A 24,681-nucleotide genomic window follows, 5' to 3' on the forward strand; every position below is an offset into this window, starting at 1 on the left:
GCTACTCGTCTTGCGAGAGATTGCCTGGAGGCCGCTCGCGGCGATCGGCGCAAGCGCCGAATCAACCGAAAGCATCCACGGAACACGCCCTAGCCCCAGGCCAGGGCGGTCAGCTCCGGGTCCTCCAGTGCGGTGCCGATGTCACGCAGCACCCTGGACCCCAGCTCGCCGTCGACCAGCCGGTGGTCGAAGGACAGCGACAGCGTGGTGACCTTGCGGATCTTCAGCTCACCCTTGTGCACCCACGGCATGTCCCTGATCTGCCCGAAGGCGAGGATCGCGGCCTCGCCCGGGTTGAGGATCGGGGTACCCGCGTCCACGCCGAACACTCCGACGTTGGTGATGGTGATGGTGCCGCCGGACATGTCGGCCGGGGAGGTCTTGCCCGCCCGTGCCGTGTCCGTCAGCCGCTTGAGCCCCGCCGCCAGTTCCGGCAGGGTCATGGCGTCGGCGTCCTTGACGTTGGGCACCACGAGACCGCGCTCGGTGGCGGCCGCGATCCCCAGGTTGACGTAGTTCTTGACCACGATCTCCTGGTTGTCGCCGTCCCAGGTCGCGTTGACCTCCGGGTGGCGCCGGACCGCCATGAGCAGTGCCTTGGCGACCAGCAGCAGCGGGGACACCCGCACGTCGGCGAAGTCGGGCCGGGCCCGCAGGCGGGCGACCGCCTTCATCGTCTTCGTGACGTCCACCTGGAGGAACTCGGTGACGTGCGGAGCCGTGAACGCGCTGCCGACCATCGCCGCCGCCGTGTGCTTGCGCACCCCCTTGACGGGGATGCGCCGCTCCCGGACGGCCCGGTCCACGGCGGCCGGCTGCGCGGCCTCCGGTCCCGTCTCCGCCGGTGCCCGGTCGGCCTCGGCCGCGGCACGGACGTCGTCACGGGTGACGGTCCCGCCGTCCCCGGTGGGGGCGACGGCCGCCAGGTCCACTCCGAGGTCCCTGGCGAGCTTGCGCACCGGGGGTTTGGCCAGCGGGCGGCCCTCCGGCCCGGAGGCAGGGGCAGGCGCCTGGGGGACCGCGACCACGGGGGGCGCGGGTGCCGCCGCCTGAGCGGGCGCGGGCGGGCGCTCCGGGACGGGCGGTGTCGGCCGGCGCCGGACGCGGCGCTGGGTGGAGGCCGTCTTCTCCCCGTAGCCGACCAGCGGCTTCTCCCGCTCCTCCGGCTGCTCCGCCGCCGCGGCGGCGGAGCCGGTGCCGTCGTCCACGGTGATGATCACCGCGCCGACGTCCACCGTCTGGCCCTCCTCGGCCAGCAGCTCCCTCACCGTGCCCGCGTACGGGCTCGGCAGTTCGACGACCGCCTTGGCCGTCTCGATCTCGCAGATCATCTGGTTGACCTTGATCTCGTCACCCGGTTTGACGTACCAGGTGAGGAGTTCGGCCTCGATCAGGCCCTCGCCGACGTCGGGCAGCTTGAACGACTGCACGCCGTTGACGGCGGGCACACTCTTCTGAATCGCCATGTGCTTCGGTTTCCCCGATCCCCTAGTACGCGAACGCCCGGTCGACACCGTCCAGAACCCGATCAAGATCCGGAAGGTAGTACTCCTCCAGGCGCGACTGCGGGTAAGGAGTGTCGAAGGCGGCAACACGGATGACCGGCGATTCCAGGTGGTAGAAGCACTCCTCGGTGACGCGGGCGGCGATCTCCGCGCCGGGGCCTCCGGTGAGGACGGCCTCGTGGGCGACGACCAGTCGCCCGGTCCTGCGTACCGACTCGACGATGGTCGGATAGTCCACCGGGGACAGGGAGCGCAGGTCGATGACCTCGATGGAGTGCTCGTCGTCGGCCTCGGCCGCCTGGAGGGCGGTCTTGACCATGGGGCCGTAGGCGAGCAGGGTGACGTCGGTGCCGGGGCGGACCACGCGTGCGGCTCCCATGGGGGCGGCCTCGGCGAAGGGGATCTCGGTGTCGACCTCGGACTTCTCGTAGTAGCGCCGCTTGGGCTCCAGGAAGATGACCGGGTCGTCGGAGCGGACTGCCTGCTGGATCATCCAGTAGGCGTCCTCGGGGTTGGCGACCGAGACCACGCGCAGGCCGGAGGTGTGGATGAAGTACGCCTCCGGGGACTCGCTGTGGTGTTCGACCGCGCCGATGCCGCCGCCGTAGGGGATGCGCATGACGACGGGCATGCTGAGCTTGCCCGCCGAGCGCCTGCGCATCTTGGCCAGCTGGGTGAAGGTCTGGTTCGCGGCGGGGAAGAAGAAACCGTCGAACTGGATCTCGACCACGGGCCGGTAGCCGCGCATGGCCAGGCCGATCGCGGTGCCGACGATGCCGGACTCGGCGAGCGGCGTGTCGATGACCCGGTCGGCGCCGAAGTCCTTGTACAGGCCGTCGGTGACCCGGAAGACACCGCCGAGCCTGCCGACGTCCTCGCCCATGACGAGGACCTTGGGGTCGTGTTCCATGGAGGCGCGCAGGCCCGCGTTGATGGCCTTGCCGATCGTGAGGTTGGTTCCCATGGCCTAGCGGCCCCCTTCCGCGCCGGCGCCCTCGAAGGAGGCCAGGTAGTCGGAAAACTCGGACCGCTGCCGGTCGGTGTGGACGTTGGGTTCGGCGTAGACCTCGTGGAAGATGTCGAGCGGTTCCGGGTCGGGCAGGGCACGGCACTGGGTGCGCACCTGCTCCCCGATCGCCTCGGCCTCGGCTTCGACGGAGGCGAAGAACTCCTCGTCGGCGAGGGCGTTCTTCTCCAGGTAGCGGTGGACCCGCAGGATCGGGTCCTTGGCCTTCCACTCGTCCAGTTCGGCGGAGGCGCGGTAGCGGCTGGGGTCGTCGTTGGTGGTGTGGGCGCCCATCCGGTAGGTGAACGCCTCGACCAGCGTCGGGCCGTTGCCCTCGCGGGCGTTGTCCAGGGCGGCGCGGGTGACGGCCAGGACGGCGAGGACGTCGTTGCCGTCCACGCGCACGCCGGGGAAGCCGAACCCGGCGGCGCGCCGGTAGATGGGCACGCGGGACTGGCGCTCCATCGGCTCGGAGATCGCCCACTGGTTGTTCTGGCAGAAGAACACGACCGGGGCGTTGTTCACGGCGGCGAAGTTGAACGCCTCGTTGGTGTCGCCCTGGCTGGTGGCCCCGTCGCCGAAGTAGGAGATGACGGCGGTGCCGTTCTCGCCGACGGCGCCGTCGCGCTGGACGCCCATGGCGTAGCCGGTGGCGTGCAGCGCCTGGCTGCCGATGACGATCGTGTACAGGTGGAAGCCGTGCTCGTGGGGGTCCCAGCCGCCGTTGGTGACGCCGCGGAACATGCCGAGCAGTTGCTTGGGTTCGATGCCCCTGCACCAGGCGACGCCGTGCTCCCGGTAGGAGGGGAAGGCCATGTCGTTCTCGTGCAGTGCGCGGCCGGACCCGATCTGGGCGGCCTCCTGGCCGAGCAGTGAGGCCCACAGGCCCAGTTCGCCCTGGCGTTGCAGGGAGACGGCCTCGCTGTCGACCCTGCGTACGAGTACGAGGTCTCGGTAGAGCGCGCGGACCTCCTCCGCGCTGATCTCCAGGGGGTAGTCGGGGTGCCCCGTGAGCTCCCCTTCCGGTGTCAGGAGCTGGATGAGCTCCGGTTCCTCGTGCGCGGTGGTGTCCGACACGTCGCTCCTCGGGTTCTCGGGGCCGAATTCGCGTGGGTGAACGCTGATCGGCCGTTTCACGGTCCGGCCTACCCGGGGGTGGTGGGTGAGGGCGGACAGCCCTCCCCATATCGTGACAGACCTCACTATGGAGAGCGCAAGCCCTCAGCATCACCTTTTACGCTGTCAGCCCCATGATCCACGACGGCGCGAGAGCCTGATTACCAGGGCTTCCTAGCATGTACAAGGTCTTCCAACAACTTTGTTGACGCTTGTCGGAGCGGAGAGCACGACGCCCGGACGGCCCCCGCGAGGGGCCGTCCGGGCGTGTCGGTGGAGAGGGTCCGAGCGGTCGGGGCCGCGTCGGGCGAAGGAGTGGCGGGGCGGCCGGGCCCCGTGCGGTTCGGGGCCGGCGGAACCGTGGGGGCCCGGCGGGACGGGGCGGCCGGGTCCGGCCACCGGGGTCGGGCAGGTGGGACCGAAACGGTCGCGGGGCGGGTCGGTCGGGCCCGCCCGGGACAGGCCACGCAGGTGCGGTGTCCCAGCGTCCTAGCCTGCGGGCTGCGCCGGAACGCGCATGCCGCGGTCACGGGCGTAGTCGGAGAGCATCTCGCGGAGCTGGCGGCGGGCCCGGTGCAGGCGGGACATCACCGTCCCCAGCGGGGTCCCCATGCGCGCGGCCACCTCCTTGTAGGCGTAGCCCTCGATGTCGACGAGGTAGATGACCTCCTGGAACTCCTCCGGCAGACGGGCGAGAGCCTGCTTGATGTCGGAGTCGGGCAGGTGGTCCAGGACCTCGTTCTCGGCGGACCGCATGCCGGAGGACGTGTGCGCCTCGGCGGCGGCCAGCTGCCAGTCCTTGATCTCGTCGGTGGTGTCCTGGCGCGGCTCTCGCTGCTTCTTGCGGTAGCTGTTGATGAAGGTGTTGGTCAAGATGCGGTAGAGCCAGGCACGCAGGTTCGTACCCGCACGGAACTGGTGAAAATTGGCGAACGCCTTGGCGAAGGTCTCCTGCACGAGGTCCTCGGCGTCGGCCGGGTTGCGGGTCATCCGCAGGGCCGTGGGATAGAGCTGGTCGGCGAACGGCGTCACCTCGGTGGCGAAATCCAGTGTCTGCTCTTCGCTCTCGGGGCCACCGGTCGTGGAGGCCTGGTCCATTTCGATAGTCGTCAAGATTCCCCCTCCGTGACGACCGGACGATCACTTCCACACGGTAAGACGCCACCACGTGCTCTCAATGATGACATCAATGCACGTGATACGAGTCACGAACGTACCGAAAACGTCCCCGGTAACGTTAAACGTGCGGTAAAAGCCCGGCGTGCCGCCTGGTCAGAACCTGGTCCGAGCCATACCCGCTCCTGCGTGCCGTACGCTTGCGTCGCCCCCTCCGGCCGGTCCGGGGTGCGTGGCCCGCCAGCCGCAGGCACATGCGGCACAACCGTTTCCTTGTGGAGGACCCTGTGGCCCGCGTCGTTGTGGACGTCATGCTCAAGCCCGAGATCCTGGACCCCCAGGGCCAGGCGATCGCCGGGGCCTGCCCCCGCCTGGGCTTCGAGGGGATCGGCCAGGTCCGCCAGGGCAAGCGCTTCGAGGTCGAGGTCGAGGGCGAGGTGGACGACGCCAAGATCGCCGACGTCCGCCGCCTGGCCGAGACGCTCCTCGCGAACACCGTCATCGAGGACTTCCGGGTCCACGTCGAGGCCTGACGCCGACTCCTCCCGGCCGGCCTGTCGTGAGATCCGGCACACCGGGCACCGGTGTCACACCGGAGACCGGCTCCGACCTCGGGAAACGGGTGGCACCGACCAGGCCCTGAGTGTCCAGGGTGTCGGAAGTTTCCAGAAACCACCAGCCGCGTCCCCAGGGGCGCGGCTGCTCGTTTTACCCCGGCCACCCTCGGGAAGGTTCTTTACCGTGCTGAGCCGACCACGACAACGGAGTACGAGAGGTCTACGGATGGACACCGTTTTCTCGATCTCCCTGCCAAGGCAGGCGTACACGGTCTCCGTGGTACGCGACGTTCTCGGCACACTGCTCCGCAGAGCCGGGCTCTGCGGAAACTGCGCCGACGACGTCCTGCTGGCCGTCTCCGAGGCCAGTGCCAACGCGATCGACCACGGCGGCCCCGCCCGCGACTACGTCGTCGAGGCCGACCTCCGCGGACGCTGGTGCGAGCTGCGGATATCCCATACCGGCACGGTGCCGGACCCCGAGACCGTCGCCGAACGGTTCACCGCGGACCACCTGCCCCTCCCGGGTCTGGACTCGGAATCCGGAAGGGGCATCCTCCTGATGCGCTACCTGATGGACGAGGTCGCCTTCGAGGGGGAACCGCACACGACGGTGATGCTGCGCAAGCAGGTCGCCCTGTGCGACGGGGAGTCGCCGTCGGCAGGTGGCCGCGTCGCGGAGCCGAGCTACGTGCTGCTCTGAACCGGCCTGCCCCGCGCACCGTCCGCGCGGGGTCCCGGTTCGTCCGCGGCCCCCGCCGCCGGATGCGTCACACGCCGTGCGAGCCCCCGCCTCCCGCGGCCGGGGCGGCCGGAAGCCGCCTCTCGGGGCCCGGCCCGGCCTGCGGTTCCTGTGGGGTCGCACACGCGGACCCGCGTCGGACGGGGTCCGACTGGGAGGATCACACAGGAGGACGGCCCCCGGAGGGGGTGACCGTCGTACCCGAGCACAGGTGAGCGGGTACGCTGCGGAGTGCGCAAGCCCCCGTCTTCTGTTGGCGGGGCCAGGCACCGGCATCTCCTCGCCGAACGCTCCCCGCGTACGCGGGAGCGGATCCCAACCTCTCGGAGTGTGCTCATGACAGCCCGTGTGGGCGTCGTCACCTTCCCCGGCTCCCTCGACGACAAGGACGCCGCGCGCGCCGTCGCGCTGGCGGGTGCCGAACCCGTGTCGCTCTGGCACGCGGACGCCGACCTCAGGGGTGTGGACGCGGTCGTCCTGCCCGGCGGCTTCTCCTACGGCGACTACCTGCGCTGCGGGGCCATCGCCCGGTTCGCGCCGCTGATGTCCGAACTGGTCCCGGCCGCCCGTTCGGGTGCGCTGCCGGTCCTCGGCATCTGCAACGGCTTCCAGATCCTCTGCGAGAGCCACCTGCTCCCCGGGGCGCTCACCCGCAACTCCTCCCTGCGGTTCGTCAACCGCGACCAGGTGCTCCGGGTCGAGAACACCGGTACCGCCTGGACCGGCAGCTACGCCGAGGGCCAGGAGGTCCTGGTCGTGCTCAAGAGCGGCGAGGGCAGCTACGTCGCCGACGAGGCGACCCTGGACGAGCTGGAGTCCACCGGCCGTGTCGTGGTCCGCTACGTCGGCGGCAACCCGAACGGCTCCCGCCGGGGCATCGCCGGGATCACCAACGAGCACGGGAACGTCGTCGGCCTGATGCCGCACCCCGAGCACGCCGTCGAGGCGCTCACCGGCCCCTCCACCGACGGGCTCGGCTTCTTCACCTCGATCCTCAGCCACATGGCCGCCGGTTCGCCGGTGAACGCCTGACCCGCACACCGAACAGGAGACGATCCCCGCGATGATGGCACTGCTGCGCTCCCGCAGAACGATGTTCGTCCTCGCCGCGGTGGTCATCGTCGGCCTGGTGGTCTCGGCGGGGCTCGGCCTGTTCAACGCCATCGGCTCCGACCCCACCACTCCCACAGCCCCGCCGCAGGGGCAGGGACAGCAGGAGCAGGGCGGCGAGGTTCCGGCCTCCGCCGCCCCGCCGGACACGGACGTGCTCGGACAGGCCCCGGCGGGCCTGTCCTACGTCTCCGACCCGGAGGCCGACGTGTACTGCGAGGAGGGCGAGTGCGCCCGCCTCGTCATGGTCCTCTCCGAGGACGGCGAGCTGCCCGAGGACTCCCGGGAGGCCGCCGAGACGGTTTTCGCCCACCTCACCGAACACGGGTGGGAGGACCAGGACCCCCAGGGCGCGCCCGAGGGCCGGGCGTTCCTCACCGACGGTGACCACCTGCTGGCCGACACCTCCTCGCACGACGCGGCCGACGCCCCCGCGATGCTGATGCTCGTCAACGCGGGCGGGGTCACCGCCACCCCCTGACCACGACTTTCCGTGCCGGTCGGCGGACGCCACGGCTCGGCTCACATCCGCACATCCCGAACGGAACCACGCATGTCTGAAGTACCTGGTCTCGACACCGTCGCCGTGGCGCACGAGAACCCGGACACCCCGCAGCCGTACGCCGAGCTGGGCATGGCCAAGGACGAGTACGAGCGGGTCAGGGAGATCCTGGGGCGTCGGCCGACCTCCGCCGAGCTGGCCATCTACTCGGTCATGTGGAGCGAGCACTGCTCGTACAAGTCGTCCAAGGTCCACCTGCGCCAGTTCGGCGAGAAGGCCCCCGAGAACGACGCCCTCCTCGTCGGCATGGGCGAGAACGCGGGCGTGGTGGACGTCGGTGACGGACGCGCGGTCACGTTCAAGATCGAGTCGCACAACCACCCGTCGTACGTGGAGCCGCACCAGGGTGCGGCCACCGGCGTGGGCGGCATCGTCCGCGACATCCTCACCATGGGCGCCCGGCCCGTCGCGGTGATGGACGCACTGCGGTTCGGCCCCGCGGACGCCGACGACACCAAGCGGGTCCTGCCCGGCGTGGTGTCCGGCATCTCCTTCTACGGCAACTGCCTGGGCCTGCCCAACATCGGCGGCGAGATCGGCTTCGACGCGGGCTACATCGGGAACCCGCTGGTCAACGCCCTGTGCGTCGGTGTGATGCGGCACGAGGACATCAAGCTGGCGCAGGCGCCCGGCCCGGGCAACAAGGTCGTGCTGTTCGGTTCCACGACCGGCCCCGACGGGATCGGCGGCGCCTCGGTACTGGCCAGCGCCACGTTCGACGACGAGTCGCACACCAAGCGGCCCAGCGTGCAGGTCGGCGACCCGTTCATGGAGAAGCTCCTCATCGAGTGCAGCCTGGAGCTGTTCGAGAAGGACATGGTCGTCGGCATCCAGGACCTGGGTGCGGCGGGCGTCTCCTGTGCCACCACCGAACTCGCGGCGGGCGGGACCGGCGGTATGAACATCCGGCTGGACCGCGTCCCGCTGCGCGACCACCGGCTCACTCCCGAGGAGATCCTCATGAGTGAGTCGCAGGAGCGCATGATGGCGATCGTCGAGCCGTCGAAGATGGAGGCGTTCCTGGCGGTCTGCGACAAGTGGCAGATCCTGGCGACCGAGATCGGCGAGGTCACCGACGTCACGGCGGAGGAGGCCGCGCGCGGCGGTCGCCTCGTGATGACCTGGCACGGTGAGACCGTGGTGGACATGCCGCCCCGGACCGCCTCCGACGAGGGCCCCGTCTACGAGCGCCCGTACGCGCGCCCCGCCTCGCAGGACGCCCTGCAGGCCGACGACGCCGCCGGCCTGCCCCGCCCCGGAACCGACGCCGAACTGCGCGGACAGCTGCTGCGCGTCCTGGGTGCTCCTGGTGTGGGCGACCCGACGTGGGTCACCCAGCAGTACGACAGCTACGTGCGCGGCGACACGGTGGTGTCCACCCCCCACGACGCCGGGATGATCCGCATCGCCGACGACTCGCACCGGGGCGTGGCCCTGTCCACCGACGGCAACGGCCGCTTCACCCGCCTCGACCCGTACGCGGGCACGCAGCTGGCGTACGCGGAGGCGTACCGCAACGTCGCGGCGACGGGCGCCCGTCCGCTGGCCGTGACCAACTGCCTCAACTTCGGTTCGCCGGAGGACTCCGGGGTCATGTGGCAGTTCGCCGAATCCACCCGGGGGCTGGCCGACGCCTGCCTGCAGCTGGGCACCCCGGTGACCGGTGGAAACGTGAGCTTCTACAACCAGACGGGCGACGTGGCGATCAACCCGACGCCGGTCATCGGCGTGCTCGGCGTGATCGACGACGTGCGGACCCGGCTGCGGACCGCCTTCGCCTCCGAGGGCACGCGGGTGTTCCTGCTGGGCGAGACCCGGCCCGAGTTCGGCGGCTCGGCGTGGGCCGACACGGTCCACTCCCACCTGGGCGGGCTCCCGCCCCGGGTGGACCTGGCCGCCGAGGCCGCACTGGGCGAGGTGCTGGCCGCCGCCGCCGAGCAGGGCCTGGCCGACGCCGCGCACGACCTGTCGGACGGCGGCCTGGGGGTCGCGCTCGCCGAGTCCGCGCTGCGCGGCGGCCAGGGCGTGCGGGTGACCGTGGACGGCGACGCGTTCACGGCCCTGTTCAGCGAGTCCGGAGCCCGTGCGCTCGTCGCGGTGAAGCCGGGCGAGGAGGAGGCGTTCGTCGCCCTCGCCGCCGCGCACGGTGTGCCGGTGGAGCAGATCGGCATGGTCGGCGGCGGTTCCCTGTCGGTCACGCACCCCGGCGGCGCCGTGGAGATCCCGCTGGCCGAGCTCCGCGAGTCCTACGAGCAGACCCTGCCCGCCCTGATGAGCGGCGTGTAGTCACGGTTGCGCGAAGCGGGGACGCCCTTGCCGGGGGCGTCCCCGCTTCTGCGTCCCAGCCGGCGGAGCGTGTGGCCGGGCCCCGTCAGCGCATACCGCCCCCTTGCCACAGTCATGCGCATCCCAGGGCTGGCTGACGGCCCCCCGAAATGACTGTCGTGGAGGTCCGTCCCAGAGGCGGGAACCGGTGAGGCCGGCGCGGGAGCCCGGGGTAGGACTGGTGGGGGAGGTGGTTCCGCATGCGGCGGGGCAGGTTGAAGGGGCCGCTCGGCAGCCCCGAGCGCCCGGCGAGTGCGTTGGGGTTCCGGCTGGTCCTTGCCGTGTTCGGCGTCGTGGTGATGCTGGTCGGCCTGGTCCTGGCGTTCGTCTGGAACGCCGACGCGTGGCTGGTCGTCCTGTTCGGCGCCGGGTCCGTCGGCACCTGCGTGAACGTGTACTGGGTCAACCGGCGCCTGAGGTACGAGCGACCGCGCGGCTGACGGTCGGCCCGTGTTCGGTGAGCAGAGCCCAGGCGGGGTGGCCGTTTTCAGCCGAACCTGTCCGCGACCCCTGGCGGTGGGTGTGGCGGCCCTGGTCGTGACCGTCCAGGCGATGCGTTCCACGACTCCTGCAAGCAGCTCTGGTGGGGCCGCCTCCGGCGCGCCGGACGCGACCAACACGGTCCACGGCGATGTCTCGGGCACGGCCGTGCCGACCCGCGGGGCCCGCGCACCCCCGGTGGTGGCCGCCATGCCCACCCGCACGGCCGCACCCCCATTCAGAGAGTGACGCACGTCACTATGACGGAGGGTTGAGTGTGCCGTAGCGGCACAGCGTTGTGTAGACATCAGACGAACACGGACGAAGGGAACGAGATGGCCCCCGCTGACCAGACCGACCACGTTCACACCGACACGCCCACCGCCGCACCCCTCACCTCTCGGAAGGACGCCGTGACCATGACCGAGGACCACCGCACCCACGAGAGCGTCGAGAGCCCCGAGCAGCCGGTGGACACCAAGCAGGCCGTCATGGACGGACTGGGCGGGGTGTCGGGGATGGTCTACACGGCCCTGCCGGTGGTGGCCTTCGCCATGGCCGTGCCGTTCCTGTCACTGCCCGCCGCGATCGGCGCGGCGATCGCGATCGCCGCCGGCCTGGCGGTGTTCCGGATGTGGCGCGGGGAGAAGCTGATGTCCGCACTGGGCGGGGTGTTCGGCGTGGTGGCCGCGGGCGGGGTGTCCGCGATGACGGGGTCGGCCAACGACTTCTTCCTCATCGGGATCTGGGCCTCCTTCGCCGGAGCGGTGATCACGCTCCTCTCGCTCCTGGTGCGCCGCCCGCTGACGGGTGTCATCTGGAACGCGATGCACGGCGGCACCCACCCCTGGCGCGAGGACCGTCCCACCCTGCTGGTGCACGACCTGGCCACCCTCGCGGTGACCGCGGTCTTCGCGGGCCGGTTCATCGTCCGCCAGTGGCTCTACGTCGCCGACTCCACCGCCGGGCTCGCGATCGCCGACACCGTGACCGGCTTCCCGCTGACCGCGCTGGCCGCCGTAGCCGTCATCTGGGCCTTCCGCCGCTCCACCAAGCGCCTGGTCACGACCCCCGCCCAGGACTGACCCCCACGGGGGGCACCGAACCGCCGATCCCCGCCGCGCATGCCGAGACCCTCGGCACGCACGGCGGGGATCGCCCGTGTCAGGGGTACCTGACCGCCCAGTTCGGTGGGGACGGCCTGGCCGGCCGGAACGGCACGGCCCTACACCGACCGCCCACCCGACCGCAGAGCGTCCGAGCCGAGCGTGGGGATCCACCGCTGGATCCTGCCGTCATCCTCCCCGCCCCCTCAGCGGCCCGCGCTGCCCTCCGGGATCCAGGATTCCCAGACGTCGCGGTTCTCGTGCACCCAGATCTCGGCGGCCTCCTCGGAGTCGAGCCCCTCGTCGGCGATCATCCGGGCGACATCGTTCTGCTGCCCGTTGGTCCACGTCCAGTTGTCGAGGAACCGGTACGAGGGTTCGTCCGCCTCCACGAACCCGGCCCGGAAGATCTTGTTCATGTCGTAGAGCGGGTAGTCGCAGGGCACCCACTCCAGGTCGTCGTCGCATCCGGGCTCCCACGGGGGGAAGTCGACGCGGACCAGCTCCAGCTCCTCCTGGAGCCACTGCGGGTCGTAGAAGTAGAAGAGCACCGGCTCCTCGTCGGCGTAACGCCGCCGCACCTCGGTGATCTGCGAGGCCTCCGACCCGGCGAAGACGATCTCCAGGTCCAGGTCGAACGCGTTGATCATCCCCTGGTCCTGGGTGACGAACCCGGGGGCACCGCCCAGGAACTCGCCCGCCTCACCGGTCTCGGCGGTCCGGAAGATGTCGGTGTGCTCCCTCAGCCCGTCCGGCGTGGTGATCTCCGGGTACTCGTCCACCACGTAGCCGGGGACGTACCAGCCGATACCGCCGACGTTGCCGTTGGGGCCGCCGTCGACCACGGTGCCGTTGCCCTCCGGGCCGTAGAGCTCCATGAGGTCCTCGTGGCCCCAGTTCTCCACGATCACGTCCAGCACGCCCTGGTCCAGTGCCTGCCACGACGGCTGCTCGTCCGTCCGGATCAGCTGGACCTCGTAATCCATCTCCTCACGGAGGATGTACGCCAGCACCTCCGCGCTGGCCTCGTAGCCCACCCAGCCGTTCAGGGCCATGCGGACGACGCCGGGGTCCCGGGCGATCTGGTCGGTGCGTACCGCGCACGAGCTCACCGCCACCAGGGCCAGGCCGACCGCGAGGACCCTCACCAGGACACTCCGGCGTCCCGGGACGCCGGGGGTTCCCGACCCGAACGGCGCGCGGACACGGGCGAGGAGCGGGCTCCACGCATACTGTCTAGGCACGGGGTGCCCTCCTTCCCTGCGTCAGACGGTCCAGGAACAGGCCCAGGCAGACGATCGCCAGACCCGAGGCCAGACCGAGGCCGAGCTGGTTCTGCGCCAGACCGAACACCACGTCGAAGCCGAGCGAACCGGCACCCACGAGGGCGCCCATCACCACCATGGACAGCACCAGGATGATCCCCTGGTTGACGGCGAGCAGCATCGAGCCGCGCGCCATCGGCAGTTCCACCTTGGTGAGCAGCTGCCACTTGGTGGACCCCTGGGAGCGGGCCGCCTCCAGCGTCGAGGCCGGTACGCCCCGGATGCCGTCGTTGACCAGTCGGATCACCGCGGGCAGGGCGAAGATGACCGCCGCCACCAGGGCCGGCACACGGCCGATCGTGAAGAGTGCGACCGCCGGGATCAGGTACACGAACGGCGGCAGGGTCTGCATGGCGTCGAGGACCGGCTTGAGGATCGCGGCGAACACGTCGTTGCGGGACATCAGCACACCGACCACCACGCCGAGCGCGATGGTGAGCACGGACGCCACGAGCACCTGCGAGAGCGTGTCCATGGCGTTGTTCCACACGCCCAGCAGGCCCACCCCCACGAACGCCGATCCGGACACGAGGGCCGGACCCGCTCCGGAGAAGATCCACGCCAGGGCAGCCGCGGCGAGCGTCACCAGCCACCAGGGCGACCCGGTCAGGAGCGCGCTCAACGGGCTCAGCACCCAGTCGAGGATCCACGTGCCCAGGGCGGCGGTGGTGGGGCCGATCGCACCCTGGATGGCGTCGTAGGCGGCGTTGACCGGGGCGGCGAGGTCGACGGACACCTCTCGCGGCCAGCCCTCCACTCCCATCAGCCGCGCCACCACGACCACGGCGACCGTCAGGAGGAGCCCGCCGGCGAGAAGCGGCAGCCCGAGCCGCTCGGGGACGTGCGGGGCGCGCGCACCGTGGCCGACCGCGCCCGTCACCCGGTCCAGGGCGATGGCGAGCATGACGATCGCCAGGCCCGCCTGGAACGCCTGGCCGACGTTCACCTTGGCGAGTGCCTGGAAGATCGCGTCGCCCAGGCCGCCCGCGCCGATGACCGAGGCGATCACGACCATGGACACGGCGAGCATGATGGTCTGGTTGACGCCGAGCAGGATGGTGCTCTTGGCCATGGGCAGCTGCACCTTGGAGAGGACCTGCCACGGTGTGGACCCCAGCGACATCGTCGCCTCGACCGCGCCCTTGGGCACCTCGCGGATCGCCAGCGCCGTGATCCGGACGGCGGGCGGGATCGCGTACACGGCGGTCACCACCGCGGCGGCCGGGTTGCCGATACCGAACAGCAGCACGAACGGCAGCAGGTACGCGAACGCCGGCATGATCTGCATGAAGTCCAGCACCGGGCGGATACCCCGGTAGAACCGCTCGCTGCGCCCGGCGAGGATGCCGAGCGGGATGCCGAACAGCAGGGCGATGAACACCGACGTGATGATCAGCGCCAGGGTGGTCATCGACTCGTTCCACAGCCCGGTGAGCGCGAACACCCCGAACGTGACGAGCACCAGGACCGCCACGCGCCACCCGGCGACCCGCCAGGCCGCGAGCACCCCGAGGACGGTCACGCCCGGCCAGGTGAGGAAGTCCAGGAACTGGTTGATCAGCACGACGGCCGACCCCAGCCCCACGGACACGTAGTTGAAGAAGTACAGGAACAGCGGGCTGTCGTTGCGGTTGACGACGATCCACCCGTACACGCCGTCGAGCCACGCCATGAAGGTGTCGCCGACCCCGGTGGGGAAGGCGCCCGCCCACGCGGGGCCGCCCAGCGCGCGGGTCACCCAGTAGCCGGCCACGAGGACGGCGACGACCAGGAGGGCCTGCGCCCACACGTTCCGCAGGAAGGACGGTCCGCCGTTTCCGGCGCCGCCCACGGCGGGCGCCCCGGCCCCGGCGGGTCCGGTCATAGCAGCCATGTCACCCACCGCTCCCGGTCGGGGCGGGGCCCTCGTGTCCGCCGGGCGCGCCGTCGTCGAGATCGGCGACGTGGCTCGCCGACGCCGGGTCGGTGGCCCCGTCGGACAGCTCCTCCGAGGTCTCCCCCTCGATGGCGGCTGCCGCCGCGGCGTTCTCCAGCTGGTCCTCGGCGATGGCGCGCAGCACGTCGTCGCGGCCCACGTAGCCCAGGAGGGCGTCGCCCTCCACGACCCGGACGGGTGCGGTGCTCGCGGCGAGCATCGGCAGGACCTCCGCGAGGACGGTGCCGGGCTCGGTGGTCGGGCCGTCCGTGCGCTCCCCCGGGAAGGGCTCGCGCATCAGCCACCGGGCGGTCAGCACGGTGGTGCGGGCGACGTCGGAGGTGAAGTCGGCGACGTAGGCGTTGGCCGGCCGCCCCACCACCTCCTCCGGCGTTCCGACCTGGACGAGTTCCCCGTCGCGCATGATGGCGATGCGGTCGCCCAGCTTGAGCGCCTCCTGGAGGTCGTGTGTGATGAACACGGAGGTCTTGTGCAGCTCCTCCTTGAGCCGCAGCACCTCGTTCTGCATGTCCCTGCGGATCAGCGGGTCCAGGGCGCTGAAGGGTTCGTCGAACAGCAGCACCTGCGGTTCGACGGCGAGCGCGCGGGCCAGGCCGACCCGCTGCTGCATGCCTCCGGAGAGTTCGCCCGGCCGGGAGTTCTCGTAACCGCCCAGGCCGACCATGTCGATCATCTCGCGGGCCCGCGCGTAGCGGTCGGTGCGCGACATCCCCCGCACCTCCAGCCCGTAGGCCACGTTGTCGATGATCTTGCGGTTGGGCAGCAGCCCGAAGTGCTGGAACACCATCGCCATCTTGTGGCGGCGCAGCTCGCGCAGCCGCTGCGGCCCCGCCGCGCCGATGTCCTCACCGTCCAGGAGTACCGCCCCGGAGGTGGGCTCGATCAGCCGGGTCAGGCACCGGATCAGCGTGGACTTGCCCGATCCGGACAGGCCCATGACCACGAAGGTCTCCCCTGGCCGCACGTCGAAGGACACGTCGCGCACCGCCACGGTGCAGCCGGTCTCGTCCCTGATGCGGTCGCGGTCCGCGTGCTCCAGGTCCGTGCCGATGACCTTGTCCGCGTTCTTCCCGAAGATCTTCCACAGGTTGCGCACCGAGAAGGTGACGTCGGAGGCGCCCGTCGGTGGGACGTCCGCCTCTGCTGCCCGCGTGCTCATCGGTTCTCCTCGCTCTCGGCCGAACCGTCCTCGCGGATCAGATCGGCTGCGCGCTCGCCGAGCGCCAGCACCATGACCATGGGGTTGGGGGTCGGAAGGGTCGGGAACACCGACGCGTCGGCGACCCGGAGCCCGCGCAGCCCCCGGACGCGCAGGCGCGGATCGACCACGGCGGTGTCGTCGGCTGCCGCCCCCATGCGGCACGTACCCGCGGGGTGGTAGACCGTGTGGGCGGCGCGGCGGCCGTACTCGGAGAGCTCCTCGTCGGTCCTGACCGCGGGGCCGGGGGCGACCTCGCGTCTGATCCAGGAGCGGAACGGCTCGGTGGCCGCCACCTCGCGGGCGATCTTGAGGCCGTCCACGACGGTCTTCTCGTCGTACCCCTCGGGATCGGTGAAGTACCGGAAGTCCAGAGCGGGCTTGTCCGCGGGGTCGGCGCTGGTGAGGGAGAGCTTGCCGCGCGAGCGCGAGCGGGGGATGTTCGGTGTCATGCACACCGCGTACCCGTCGGGCGGGGACTCATAGCCCAGCCGCTTCGTGTTGTCGTCGAAGGGGATCTGGTAGATGTGGAACATCAGGTCGGGGCGGGGGTCGGTGTCGTCGCGCCGGACGAAGAGGGCCGCGTCGGAGTCCATGACCGTGTTCTGCGGGACCGGCCTGTCGGTCTCCCACATGATGATCGACTCGGGGTGGTCGAGCAGGTTCTCGCCCACGCCCGGCAGGTCGTGGCGGGGTTCGACGCCGACGGCGCGCAGCTCCTCGGCGTTGCCGATGCCCGACAGCATGAGCAGGCGGGGCGTGTCGATGGCCCCGGCGGACAGGATGACCTCGCGGCGGGCGTTCACGGTGATGCGCGTGCCGTCCGATGCCGTGGCGCTCACCCCGGTGGCCCGGTCACCGTCCAGGAGCAGCCGGTCGACCCAGGTCTCCAGCATGACGGTGAGGTTCTCGCGCACGTCCATGATCGGGTGCAGGTAGGCCACCGACGCGGACGAGCGGTGCCCGGTGTAGGGGTCGTAGGCGATGGACAGGAACCCCGCGCCCTCGGCGAAGCCGCCGCCGTGGGAGGTGAGCGCGTTGAAGTCCTCGACGACCGGGACGTCCGCGGCCGTGGCGGCCGAGGACACCCAGTCCTTGACCATGGCGTTGCGGTCCTTCTCCGCGACCGGGACGATGTTGCACTTGATGCGGTCGGCGTAGGACTGCACCGTGGCGTTGTCCCAGCCCTCCGCGCCCGCCGCGACCCAGTCGTCCAGGTCCTCGGCGAACGGCCGGAAGCTGATGAGCGTGTTGTGCGAGGAGCACCCGCCGAGCACACGGGCCCGGGAGTGCAGGATGTGGGAGTTGCCGCGCGGCTGCTCGACGGTCGTGTACTGCATGTCGAGGTCGCCGCCGAGGACGCTCAGCCAGTCGCGGAGGCGGAGCACGTGCTCAAGGTCGCGGTCGTCCGGTCCGCCCTCGATGAGGCACACGGTGGTGCCGGGGTCCTCGGTGAGACGGTGGGCGATCACCGATCCCGCGGTGCCGCCGCCGACGATCACGTAGTCGAACGTGGATGCGGTTGTGGCCACGGTCTGCTTCCTCTCGTTGTCTCTGGCCCGGGGGATGCCGGGGGAACAGACCTGTCGGGGTTCTGGCGTGGTGTGGGTGCGGAGCGGGGCTCCGCGGCAGTGGTGGGAGGGTCCGCCGGCCCGGAGGACGGAACCGCGCCGGCGGACGGCCTGGCCCCCGGGCAGCCGGGGGCCGGGTGTTCTCAGCCGAACCAGCGCTGCGGTTCGGGGGCCAGGTTGCGGTAGACGTGCTTGGCCTCGCGGTACTCGTCCAGGCCCGCCGGGCCCAGCTCCCTGCCGATGCCGCTGCGGCCGAAGCCGCCCCACTCCGCGCCGGGGAAGTAGGGGCCGTAGTCGTTGATCCAGACGGTGCCGTGACGCAGGGCCGCCGCGACGCGCTCGCCGCGGCCGGTGTCGTCGGTCCACACGCCGCCGGAGAGCCCGTAGTCGGTGTCGTTGCCGAGTTCGACCGCCTGCTTCTCGGTCTCGAACCGTTCCACGGTCACGACGGGGCCGAACACCTCGGTCTGGACGATGTCCATGGAGCGGTCGCAGTCCACGAACACGGTGGGCCGGTAGAAGTAGCCGTCGGCGAGGCCGGGCCCGTCGGGCCTCCTGCCCCCGGCGATGATCCGGGCCCCCTCCTCGACCCCGCGCGCGACGGCGGCCTCGACCTTGGCACGGTGTTCGGCCGAGACCAGAGGACCGCAGCGCACCCCCTGGTCCTGTCCCCGGCCGATGCGGATGGCGTCGGCGCGGCGGGCGAGTTCGGTGGTGAAGGCGGCGTGGATGTCGTTGTGCACGATGAGCCGCGCACCGGCGGAGCACACCTGGCCGGAGTGGAAGAACGCGGCGCTGAGCGCGTAGTCCACGGCGGTGTCCAGGTCCACGTCCGGGAAGATGATGTTCGGGTTCTTGCCGCCCAGTTCCAGGGCGATCTTCTTGACCGTCTCGGAGGCCGCCGCCATGATCCGCCGACCGGTGGCCAGGCCGCCGGTGAAGGAGACCAGGTCGACGTCGGGGTGCTCGGAGAGCGGGGCGCCCGCGTCGGGGCCGCTGCCCGTGACCAGGTTGACCACACCTGCGGGGACTCCCGCCTCGGTGGTGAGTTCGACCAGCTTGGCGGTGGTGACGGGGGTGATCTCGCTGGGTTTGACCACCATGGTGTTGCCCGCCGCGAGGGCCGGAGCCATCTTCCAGGCGAGTTGGAGCAGCGGGTAGTTCCAGGGGGTGATCATGCCGCAGACGCCGACTGGCTCGTAGACGACCTTGCTGTGCACCCCCTCGGGCGCGGACACGAGACGGCCGGCGTCCTTGTCGGCGAGACCGGCGTAGTAGCGGAAGACGTTGGTGACGTCGTCGACGTCGATCCCGCCCTCCTCGATGGTCTTGCCCGTGTCGAGGGACTCCATGACCGCGATGTCCGCGCGGTCGCGTTGGAGCAGGTCGGCGATACGGCCGAGGACGGCTCCCCTCTCCTCGGCGGAGGTGCGGCGCCATTCGCCGGTGTCGAAGGCACGCCGTGCCGCGGCGATGGCGTCCTCGGAGTCGGCGCGTCCGCCTTCGCTGACGATGGTCAGGACGGAGGCGTCCGCCGGGTCCAGGATCTCCCGGACCCGGCCGTTCCGCGCCGCCCGCCACTCGCCGTCGATGTACAGGCTGGTGGCCGTCGCCGAGCCCGGTTCGGACAGGTACGGCGCGGACGGCAGGGTTGCGTAGGGTTCATTCACGGGTCCGGTTTGCCCAAGATCGGTAGTCACAAACAGCCTCGTCTCATAAGACGCGCACGTCACAACGTCCCCGCAAGCCCGACCGGTCCGGAAGAACTCCTCAGCCCGCCGGAGCGGCCGTCGGCACGCCTCACGTCACACGCAGGCAGAAAACTACTCTGAGTGACGGCGATCCTTCGCAAGAACACCCTCCCCTGGGGAATATCGGGCGGAGACTTTGACGTACATTTAGGTGTACCTAAGTGGGTTCGTCCGCACCTCGGCGCTCTCACCACACGGCCCGCACCGGAGCCGCGCCCGACCGCGCAACCCGTGAGGAAGCATGCTGCTCGAACAGGAACGCCGCGACCTCTGCCTGACCGCCCGCGCCCTCGCCGGCGGCTCCGGCTCCGCCCCCGGTGCGTCGGGAACCGTCAGCGTCCGCAGCGGCGACCTCGTGGTGGTCACGCCCCACGGAGTGCCCCTCGACCAGGTCCAGCCCGCCGACTGCCCGGTGATGTCGCTCGACGACCGCGTCCTGGAGGGGCTCCGCGAGCCCGCTGCCGAGGCCACCCTGCACCTGGCCGTGCACCGCCGCGCGGCCGAGGGAGGACGCGACGTGACGGCCGTCGCGAACGCGTTCACCGCCGACACCGTCGCGGTGTCCTCCGTCCTCGCCGAACTGCCGCCGATCCACCACCGCGCCGCCGCCTTGGGCGGGGCGATCACCGTGACCCCCTACACGACCTACGGCGGCGGTGAGATCGGCGACTTCGCCGCCAAGGCCCTCAAGGGCCGCGACGCCGCCCTGCTCGCCCACCACGGCGGGCTCGCCCTGGGTCGCGACCTGGTGCACGCCCTGGAGAACCTCCGCCTGCTCGACTGGCTGTGCGCGGCCTACATCAGGGCCCGCCAGATCGGCGAGCCCCGCGTGCTCTCGGAGGACGAGCTGGCCCAGGTGCGCCGACGCGACGCCTACGGGTGGGCCGGCCCCGACATCTGGTAGCCGCGCCCGGGTCCTCGGGGCGGGTCCTCCGGCCCGCCGGGCCGGAGGACCCGCCCGTGCGCCGACGTCACGCCCTCGCCCCGTCCGTGTCGTCGGGGACGTCGTCGGGCTGCGTCCAGGCCAGGTAGCAGACCGGCACCGCCGAGTGGACCAGGAGGATCACCCAGAGCAGGGGCGTCACGAGCTGGGACGGAAAGACCACGGACTCGGGCGAGAACGTCGTTCCGAGGGCGATCGTGGCGAAGGCGACGCCGAGGAGCACCCCCGTGAAGCGGTGTCCGACCTGCGTGGCGCGGTCCATCTCGACGCGCTGGCGCTCGTCCAGGTTCCGGTGCCCGGAGGAGGCGTACGTGGCCAGGCCCAGTTGCGTGTTCACGATCGCCATGGCGCACATGAGCACGAGTACGAGGGGTAGCAGGACGGCGACGGCCAACGTCGTCCCACCGTACGAGGGCAGGACGGCGAGCAGTACCGCGCCGGCCGGGACCATCGCCACGAGCAGCGCCGTGTAGCGGCGTCGTCTGGCCCGGGAGGCCCAGAAACGCCGGAGTCGCGGGTTCATGCTCTTGGCGTGCGACCTGTCCTGGTGGTCCTCGATCATGCCGCTGATGGACACGGGTACCGCCTTTCTGTGTCGGGTTCGGATCGGGTGCGTCGGCTACTGGCCGATACGGGGGAAGGGCTCGGTGGAGAAGACGACCTCCACCGGGACCTCGAAGTAGCGGGCGATGCGCAGCGCCAGGTGGAGACTGGGGCTGTACTCACCCCGTTCCAGGTAGCCGACCGTCTGGTAGTGCACACCCAGCGCCTCGGCCAGCTGCCGCCGGGACACGTCCCGCTCGGCCCGCAGCATCGCGATCCGGTTGTGGATGGTCTCGGTGTTCGCGGCCGCCGCCCTGGGGCGGCGCCCGTTCGTGCCTGTCCCGTTGTCAGTGGGCACGCCTCATCTCCCTCTCCCCCGCCTTCCGCACCGGTGGTCCGTGCTCATGACACTGCTTCCTTTCGTCCTGCTTCTACTGCCATTGATAGCACATGTACTACATATTGATGTAGGGGGAGGACGGCACAGCGAAGGATCTCCGGGCTCGCGAACCGGGGAGGGGCAGGGTTCGGAGCGGCGGTGGCGGTGCGACCGCGGTCGTGCGGGGTGAGCGGCACGCGGGGAAACCCGGTACGGGTACTCAGTGACTCGCCGCCCGGAGACGCCACAATGGTGTGGACGACCAGACCCGGCCGGTGGGAGGCCCCATGCGTTGCAGCTACATCAGGCTCCTCGTCAACGACTTCGAGGCCTGTTTCCGCTTCTACTCCGACGTGCTCCACCTCCCCGTCCTGTGGGGGGACGAGACGGGCCGCTACGCCGAGTTCGACGTGGAGTCGGGGACCCGGCTCGCCATCAACCAGCGCGAGGTGATGGCCGAGGCCCTGGAGACCGACACCGCCGACCCCGCCCTCCCCCACCAGGACCGGCTCGCCGTGGTCTTCCAGGTGGACGACGTCGACGCGACAGCCGCCAAGCTGGTCGCGGACGGCGCCCGCCAGGTGATGGAGCCGCGGAACTGGACGGCGTGGGGGGTGCGCGCGTCCCACTTCCGCGACCCCGACGGCTACCTGTTGGAGATCAACCAGCCGCTGGTGCCGGACCTCGGCGTCTGACCCCCGGCGCCTGGTCCCCCCGGACGGAGCTGTGCCCGGAACCCTCAGCGCCCGAGGTGCTCCACCAGCAGCTCGTTGACCCGGTCCGCGCGCTCCACCCCGAGAAGGTGCGCGGCGCCGGTGACCACCTCGAACCGGGCATCGGCGATCCCGTCGGCGAGCCTGCGGCCGTGGCCGGGCGGCAGGAGCGGGTCGTGGGCGGCCGACACGACCAGGGTCGGCACCCGCACGGCGGAGACCAGGTGCCGCTGGTCCACCTTCGCGACCGCGTCGCACACCGAGGCGAACCCACCCGGGTCGAGCCTGCCGAAGTCCTCGGTGAACCTGGCCACGACCTCCGGCCGATCCTCACCCATGTCGGGGGTGAACCAGGGCCGGACCACGTCGGCGGTCACCGACTCCAGCCCGACCTCCCGCACCCGCGAGGCGATCCGGTCCCACCGGTGCGTGGCGGGCGTTCGCGGCGCCGCCGCCAGCAGCGCAAGGCGGTCCAGGCTCCGCGGCGAGTTCGCCGCGATCCACACCAGCAATGAGGCCCCCAGGCCCGCGCCGGCGGCCGACACCGTCTGGAACCCCCTGTCCTCCAGGACGGCGAGCAGGTCCAGGGCGAGGTCCGCCACGGTGTACGGCCCCGCGGGCGCCGGGGAGGAGCCGTGCCCCCGGTGGTTGACCCTCAGGACCTGGTGGTCGCGGGTGAGCTCCGGCATCTGCGGTTCCCAGACCGACATCGTCGTGCCGAAGGGCGGCACCAGCAGCACGACGGGCGCGTGCCTGGGACCGTCGAGTCGGTACTGGAGCGGGATCAAGGCCATGGAACCTCCGAGTCGCCAGAACGCCAGGTTATCCGGTGACCTCTCGGAGGTTCCAGGAAAGCCCGGAGCCCCGTGTGGAGTGGAGGACAGTAGCTGGCCTCCATGCTTCGTAGAGTCGTGACCACGAGCTTCGGAACGACGGAAAGCGGTAGTCATGATGGTGACGGCGACAAGCACGAGGACGAACGTCGAGAGCGCTTCCCTCCTGCGGTCCCTGGCGGAACAGCGCGGCTTCCTCCGGGTCACGCTCGCGGGACTCGACGACGAACAGGCCTCGCGCCGCACCACGGTGAGCGAGCTGACCCTCGGCGGCCTGGTCAAGCACGTGACGCAGACGGAGCGCAACTGGGTCACCTTCATCCGGGAGGGGGCCCCGGCCACGACCACGGACTACGAGGACCCGTCCACCTGGCAGGAGCACGCGGACAGCTTCCGGTTGCTGGACGGCGAGACCCTGGCCGGCGCCCTGGAGGACTACGAGCGAGCGGCCGAGGAGACGGAGCGGGTGGTGGCCGACCTGCCCGACCTGGAGGTCTCGCACCTGCTCCCTGCCGCGCCGTGGTTCCCCGAGGGCGCCTCCTGGTCGGCACGGGACGTGCTGCTGCACATCCTCCGCGAGACCGCGCAGCACTGCGGCCACGCCGACATCATCCGGGAGGGCCTGGACGGCCAGCGCACCATGGGCTGACCCGGGCCCCGCACCGGAGCCGGACACACGGCGAGCCGTTTCACGACGATGTACATGACGCATGCTGGTCATGCACATCACCGTGAAAAGGAGTCCGGCACGAGCCCGACCCGGGCCGACATCGACGACGAGGCCCTGCGTGAGGCCATGAGGCCCTCCGGCGCCCCGGCCAAGAAGGAGACGGTCGACCCCGCCCCCGGAAAAAGGCGGCGAGGGTCGCTCCCGCATCCCGGGACGCCCTGAGGCCGGAGGGCAGTACCGGGCGGGGTGGCGACGGCGGGGCACCTGAGACGAGACCAGCTCGGACGTCCCACCGTCGCCAATCTGTACATTTTTCTGTACAGTTGAGAGATGGCGATTCTTGAGCACACCCAGGAGATCAGCGTCACCGATGCGGCAAGACGCGGTGTCGCCGGCATCGTCCACGACGCCGAACAGGGAACCGAGATCATCGTGACCCGCCGGCGCGAACCGGTCGCGGCCGTGGTCGCGTTCTGCCGACTCGCCGAACTGGAGCAGGCCGAGGCGGACCTCAGGGACCTCGCCCTGGTCATGGCACGAGAGCTCACCGACGGCGGGCGACGGACCTCCATGGACGATGTGCTGGCCGCCTTCGGGCACAGTCGGGCCTCACTCGAAGAACTCCCCGAGGACTGATGGCCGAGATCACCTTCACCGACGCCGCCATCGACGACCTGCGGCGGATCGGCCCGGACGCTGTGCCCAAGGTCCTGAAGAAGGTCCTGCTACTGGAGGAGAACCCGGAGGCGGGCCATCCCCTGGGAGGGGAGCTCACGGGGTTCCGCAAGCTGGTCGTCGGGCGCAACACCTGGCGTGTCGTGTACCGCGTCACCGATGACAAGAGCGTGGAGATCTGCGAGATCTGGGCCGTGGGAGCACAGGCGGACGCCCAGGTCTACTCCGAGGCCTCCCGACGGGCACGGGAGGCCTCGGACGACTCCCCCATAGCCCGGCGGCTCGCCACCGTCCTCGAACACCTCAGCAGAGGGGCCGGGCCGGTGACCCCCGAACCGCCGCCCCGGCGGGATCCGGTCCCGGACTGGCTGGCCGACCGCCTGATCCACACCGTCGGAATGCCTCCCGAGAAAGTGGCCGCCCTCGACCTGGAACAAGCCGTCGACCTCTGGGCCGACTTCCGCATCCGCCCTCACTGACCACGGCGGCCCGGGTATCGCCACGCCCTGACCCGGGAAC

General features: G+C 70.9%; 24 protein-coding genes. 12 read left to right on the plus strand and 12 right to left on the minus strand.

The annotated features are described in order from the left end of the window. Nucleotides 1–89: 89 nt before the first annotated feature. The 4 genes from ACFWTE_RS24550 to ACFWTE_RS24565 all read right to left on the minus strand — a co-directional run bounded on the left by ACFWTE_RS24550 (nucleotide 90) and on the right by ACFWTE_RS24565 (nucleotide 4,740). Complete coding sequence (locus ACFWTE_RS24550) at nucleotides 90–1,466, minus strand: dihydrolipoamide acetyltransferase family protein (protein ID WP_378782239.1); 1,377 nt, start codon at nucleotides 1,464–1,466, stop codon at nucleotides 90–92. 22 nt (nucleotides 1,467–1,488) lie between these two features. Next, a complete protein-coding gene (locus ACFWTE_RS24555) occupies nucleotides 1,489–2,469 on the minus strand; it encodes an alpha-ketoacid dehydrogenase subunit beta (protein WP_378782240.1) in 981 nt (326 codons plus the stop codon). Nucleotides 2,470–2,472: 3 nt separating this feature from the next. Next, nucleotides 2,473–3,588, minus strand: coding sequence for a pyruvate dehydrogenase (acetyl-transferring) E1 component subunit alpha (gene pdhA / locus ACFWTE_RS24560; RefSeq protein WP_378782241.1), 1,116 nt, complete (start codon nucleotides 3,586–3,588; stop codon nucleotides 2,473–2,475). A gap of 528 nt (nucleotides 3,589–4,116) precedes the next feature. After that, nucleotides 4,117–4,740, minus strand: a complete 624-nt coding sequence (locus ACFWTE_RS24565; RefSeq protein WP_378782242.1) for a sigma-70 family RNA polymerase sigma factor — start codon at nucleotides 4,738–4,740, stop codon at nucleotides 4,117–4,119. Nucleotides 4,741–5,030: 290 nt separating this feature from the next. Here ACFWTE_RS24565 and purS point away from each other — a divergent pair, with 290 nt between their 5' ends. The 7 genes from purS (at nucleotide 5,031) to ACFWTE_RS24600 (ending at nucleotide 11,604) form a co-directional block, all read left to right on the plus strand. Beyond that, on the plus strand, nucleotides 5,031–5,276 hold the full coding sequence (purS, locus tag ACFWTE_RS24570) for a phosphoribosylformylglycinamidine synthase subunit PurS (protein ID WP_330092903.1): 246 nt from the start codon (nucleotides 5,031–5,033) through the stop codon (nucleotides 5,274–5,276). A 250-nt stretch (nucleotides 5,277–5,526) separates the two neighbouring features. Continuing rightward, complete coding sequence (locus tag ACFWTE_RS24575; protein WP_378782243.1) at nucleotides 5,527–6,003, plus strand: ATP-binding protein; 477 nt, start codon at nucleotides 5,527–5,529, stop codon at nucleotides 6,001–6,003. Between the two features lie 375 nt (nucleotides 6,004–6,378). Continuing rightward, nucleotides 6,379–7,074 carry a phosphoribosylformylglycinamidine synthase subunit PurQ gene (purQ, locus tag ACFWTE_RS24580; protein ID WP_378782244.1) on the plus strand — a complete coding sequence of 232 codons (696 nt, stop codon included), beginning with the start codon at nucleotides 6,379–6,381 and terminating at the stop codon, nucleotides 7,072–7,074. A 31-nt stretch (nucleotides 7,075–7,105) separates the two neighbouring features. Continuing rightward, nucleotides 7,106–7,633, plus strand: a complete 528-nt coding sequence (locus ACFWTE_RS24585) for a hypothetical protein (RefSeq protein ID WP_378782245.1) — start codon at nucleotides 7,106–7,108, stop codon at nucleotides 7,631–7,633. A gap of 72 nt (nucleotides 7,634–7,705) precedes the next feature. Next, complete coding sequence (gene purL / locus ACFWTE_RS24590) at nucleotides 7,706–10,000, plus strand: phosphoribosylformylglycinamidine synthase subunit PurL (protein ID WP_378782246.1); 2,295 nt, start codon at nucleotides 7,706–7,708, stop codon at nucleotides 9,998–10,000. A 239-nt stretch (nucleotides 10,001–10,239) separates the two neighbouring features. Then, nucleotides 10,240–10,479, plus strand: coding sequence for a hypothetical protein (locus tag ACFWTE_RS24595; protein ID WP_378782247.1), 240 nt, complete (start codon nucleotides 10,240–10,242; stop codon nucleotides 10,477–10,479). Between the two features lie 375 nt (nucleotides 10,480–10,854). Beyond that, nucleotides 10,855–11,604 carry a DUF3159 domain-containing protein gene (locus tag ACFWTE_RS24600; RefSeq protein WP_378782248.1) on the plus strand — a complete coding sequence of 250 codons (750 nt, stop codon included), beginning with the start codon at nucleotides 10,855–10,857 and terminating at the stop codon, nucleotides 11,602–11,604. A 227-nt stretch (nucleotides 11,605–11,831) separates the two neighbouring features. On the opposite strand, the gene ACFWTE_RS24605 is transcribed toward ACFWTE_RS24600, so the two are convergent. The 5 genes from ACFWTE_RS24605 to ACFWTE_RS24625 form a co-directional block, all read right to left on the minus strand. Further along, the gene (locus ACFWTE_RS24605; protein ID WP_378782261.1) at nucleotides 11,832–12,773 is read right to left on the minus strand and encodes a glycine betaine ABC transporter substrate-binding protein; all 942 of its coding nucleotides are present in this window, start codon (nucleotides 12,771–12,773) and stop codon (nucleotides 11,832–11,834) included. Nucleotides 12,774–12,861: 88 nt separating this feature from the next. After that, nucleotides 12,862–14,823, minus strand: a complete 1,962-nt coding sequence (locus ACFWTE_RS24610) for an ABC transporter permease (RefSeq protein ID WP_378782249.1) — start codon at nucleotides 14,821–14,823, stop codon at nucleotides 12,862–12,864. Nucleotide 14,824: 1 nt separating this feature from the next. Then, complete coding sequence (locus ACFWTE_RS24615) at nucleotides 14,825–16,045, minus strand: glycine betaine/L-proline ABC transporter ATP-binding protein (protein WP_378782250.1); 1,221 nt, start codon at nucleotides 16,043–16,045, stop codon at nucleotides 14,825–14,827. After that, nucleotides 16,042–17,616: a GMC family oxidoreductase gene (locus ACFWTE_RS24620; protein WP_378782251.1), complete on the minus strand. Its 1,575-nt coding sequence runs from the start codon at nucleotides 17,614–17,616 to the stop codon at nucleotides 16,042–16,044. The genes ACFWTE_RS24615 and ACFWTE_RS24620 overlap by 4 nt, the downstream gene beginning before the upstream one ends. A gap of 182 nt (nucleotides 17,617–17,798) precedes the next feature. Then, on the minus strand, nucleotides 17,799–19,325 hold the full coding sequence (locus ACFWTE_RS24625; protein WP_378782252.1) for an aldehyde dehydrogenase family protein: 1,527 nt from the start codon (nucleotides 19,323–19,325) through the stop codon (nucleotides 17,799–17,801). 322 nt (nucleotides 19,326–19,647) lie between these two features. On the opposite strand from ACFWTE_RS24625, the gene ACFWTE_RS24630 reads away from it, so the two are divergent. Next, complete coding sequence (locus ACFWTE_RS24630; protein ID WP_378782253.1) at nucleotides 19,648–20,310, plus strand: class II aldolase/adducin family protein; 663 nt, start codon at nucleotides 19,648–19,650, stop codon at nucleotides 20,308–20,310. 67 nt (nucleotides 20,311–20,377) lie between these two features. On the opposite strand, the gene ACFWTE_RS24635 is transcribed toward ACFWTE_RS24630, so the two are convergent. Together ACFWTE_RS24635 and ACFWTE_RS24640 are read right to left on the minus strand one after the other, a co-directional pair. Beyond that, entirely contained in the window at nucleotides 20,378–20,926 is a 549-nt protein-coding gene (locus tag ACFWTE_RS24635; protein ID WP_378782254.1) for a hypothetical protein, read from the minus strand. A 42-nt stretch (nucleotides 20,927–20,968) separates the two neighbouring features. Beyond that, nucleotides 20,969–21,163, minus strand: a complete 195-nt coding sequence (locus ACFWTE_RS24640; RefSeq protein WP_223838657.1) for a helix-turn-helix transcriptional regulator — start codon at nucleotides 21,161–21,163, stop codon at nucleotides 20,969–20,971. A 395-nt stretch (nucleotides 21,164–21,558) separates the two neighbouring features. Between ACFWTE_RS24640 and ACFWTE_RS24645 the strand changes: the two genes are divergently transcribed. Then, a complete protein-coding gene (locus ACFWTE_RS24645) occupies nucleotides 21,559–21,966 on the plus strand; it encodes a VOC family protein (RefSeq protein WP_378782255.1) in 408 nt (135 codons plus the stop codon). Between the two features lie 44 nt (nucleotides 21,967–22,010). On the opposite strand, the gene ACFWTE_RS24650 is transcribed toward ACFWTE_RS24645, so the two are convergent. Next, on the minus strand, nucleotides 22,011–22,778 hold the full coding sequence (locus ACFWTE_RS24650; RefSeq protein WP_378782256.1) for an alpha/beta fold hydrolase: 768 nt from the start codon (nucleotides 22,776–22,778) through the stop codon (nucleotides 22,011–22,013). A gap of 157 nt (nucleotides 22,779–22,935) precedes the next feature. On the opposite strand from ACFWTE_RS24650, the gene ACFWTE_RS24655 reads away from it, so the two are divergent. The 3 genes from ACFWTE_RS24655 (at nucleotide 22,936) to ACFWTE_RS24665 (ending at nucleotide 24,641) form a co-directional block, all read left to right on the plus strand. Further along, a complete protein-coding gene (locus tag ACFWTE_RS24655; RefSeq protein WP_378782258.1) occupies nucleotides 22,936–23,466 on the plus strand; it encodes a DinB family protein in 531 nt (176 codons plus the stop codon). 351 nt (nucleotides 23,467–23,817) lie between these two features. Then, nucleotides 23,818–24,123, plus strand: a complete 306-nt coding sequence (locus ACFWTE_RS24660; protein WP_378782259.1) for a prevent-host-death family protein — start codon at nucleotides 23,818–23,820, stop codon at nucleotides 24,121–24,123. After that, nucleotides 24,123–24,641, plus strand: a complete 519-nt coding sequence (locus ACFWTE_RS24665; RefSeq protein WP_378782260.1) for a type II toxin-antitoxin system RelE/ParE family toxin — start codon at nucleotides 24,123–24,125, stop codon at nucleotides 24,639–24,641. Before ACFWTE_RS24660 ends, ACFWTE_RS24665 begins: the two co-directional genes overlap by 1 nt. Nucleotides 24,642–24,681: the final 40 nt, after the last annotated feature.

Origin of the sequence: Nocardiopsis sp. NPDC058631 (assembly GCF_042716955.1) — a bacterium.
In the GTDB taxonomy this organism is placed as follows: Bacteria; Actinomycetota; Actinomycetes; order Streptosporangiales; family Streptosporangiaceae; genus Nocardiopsis.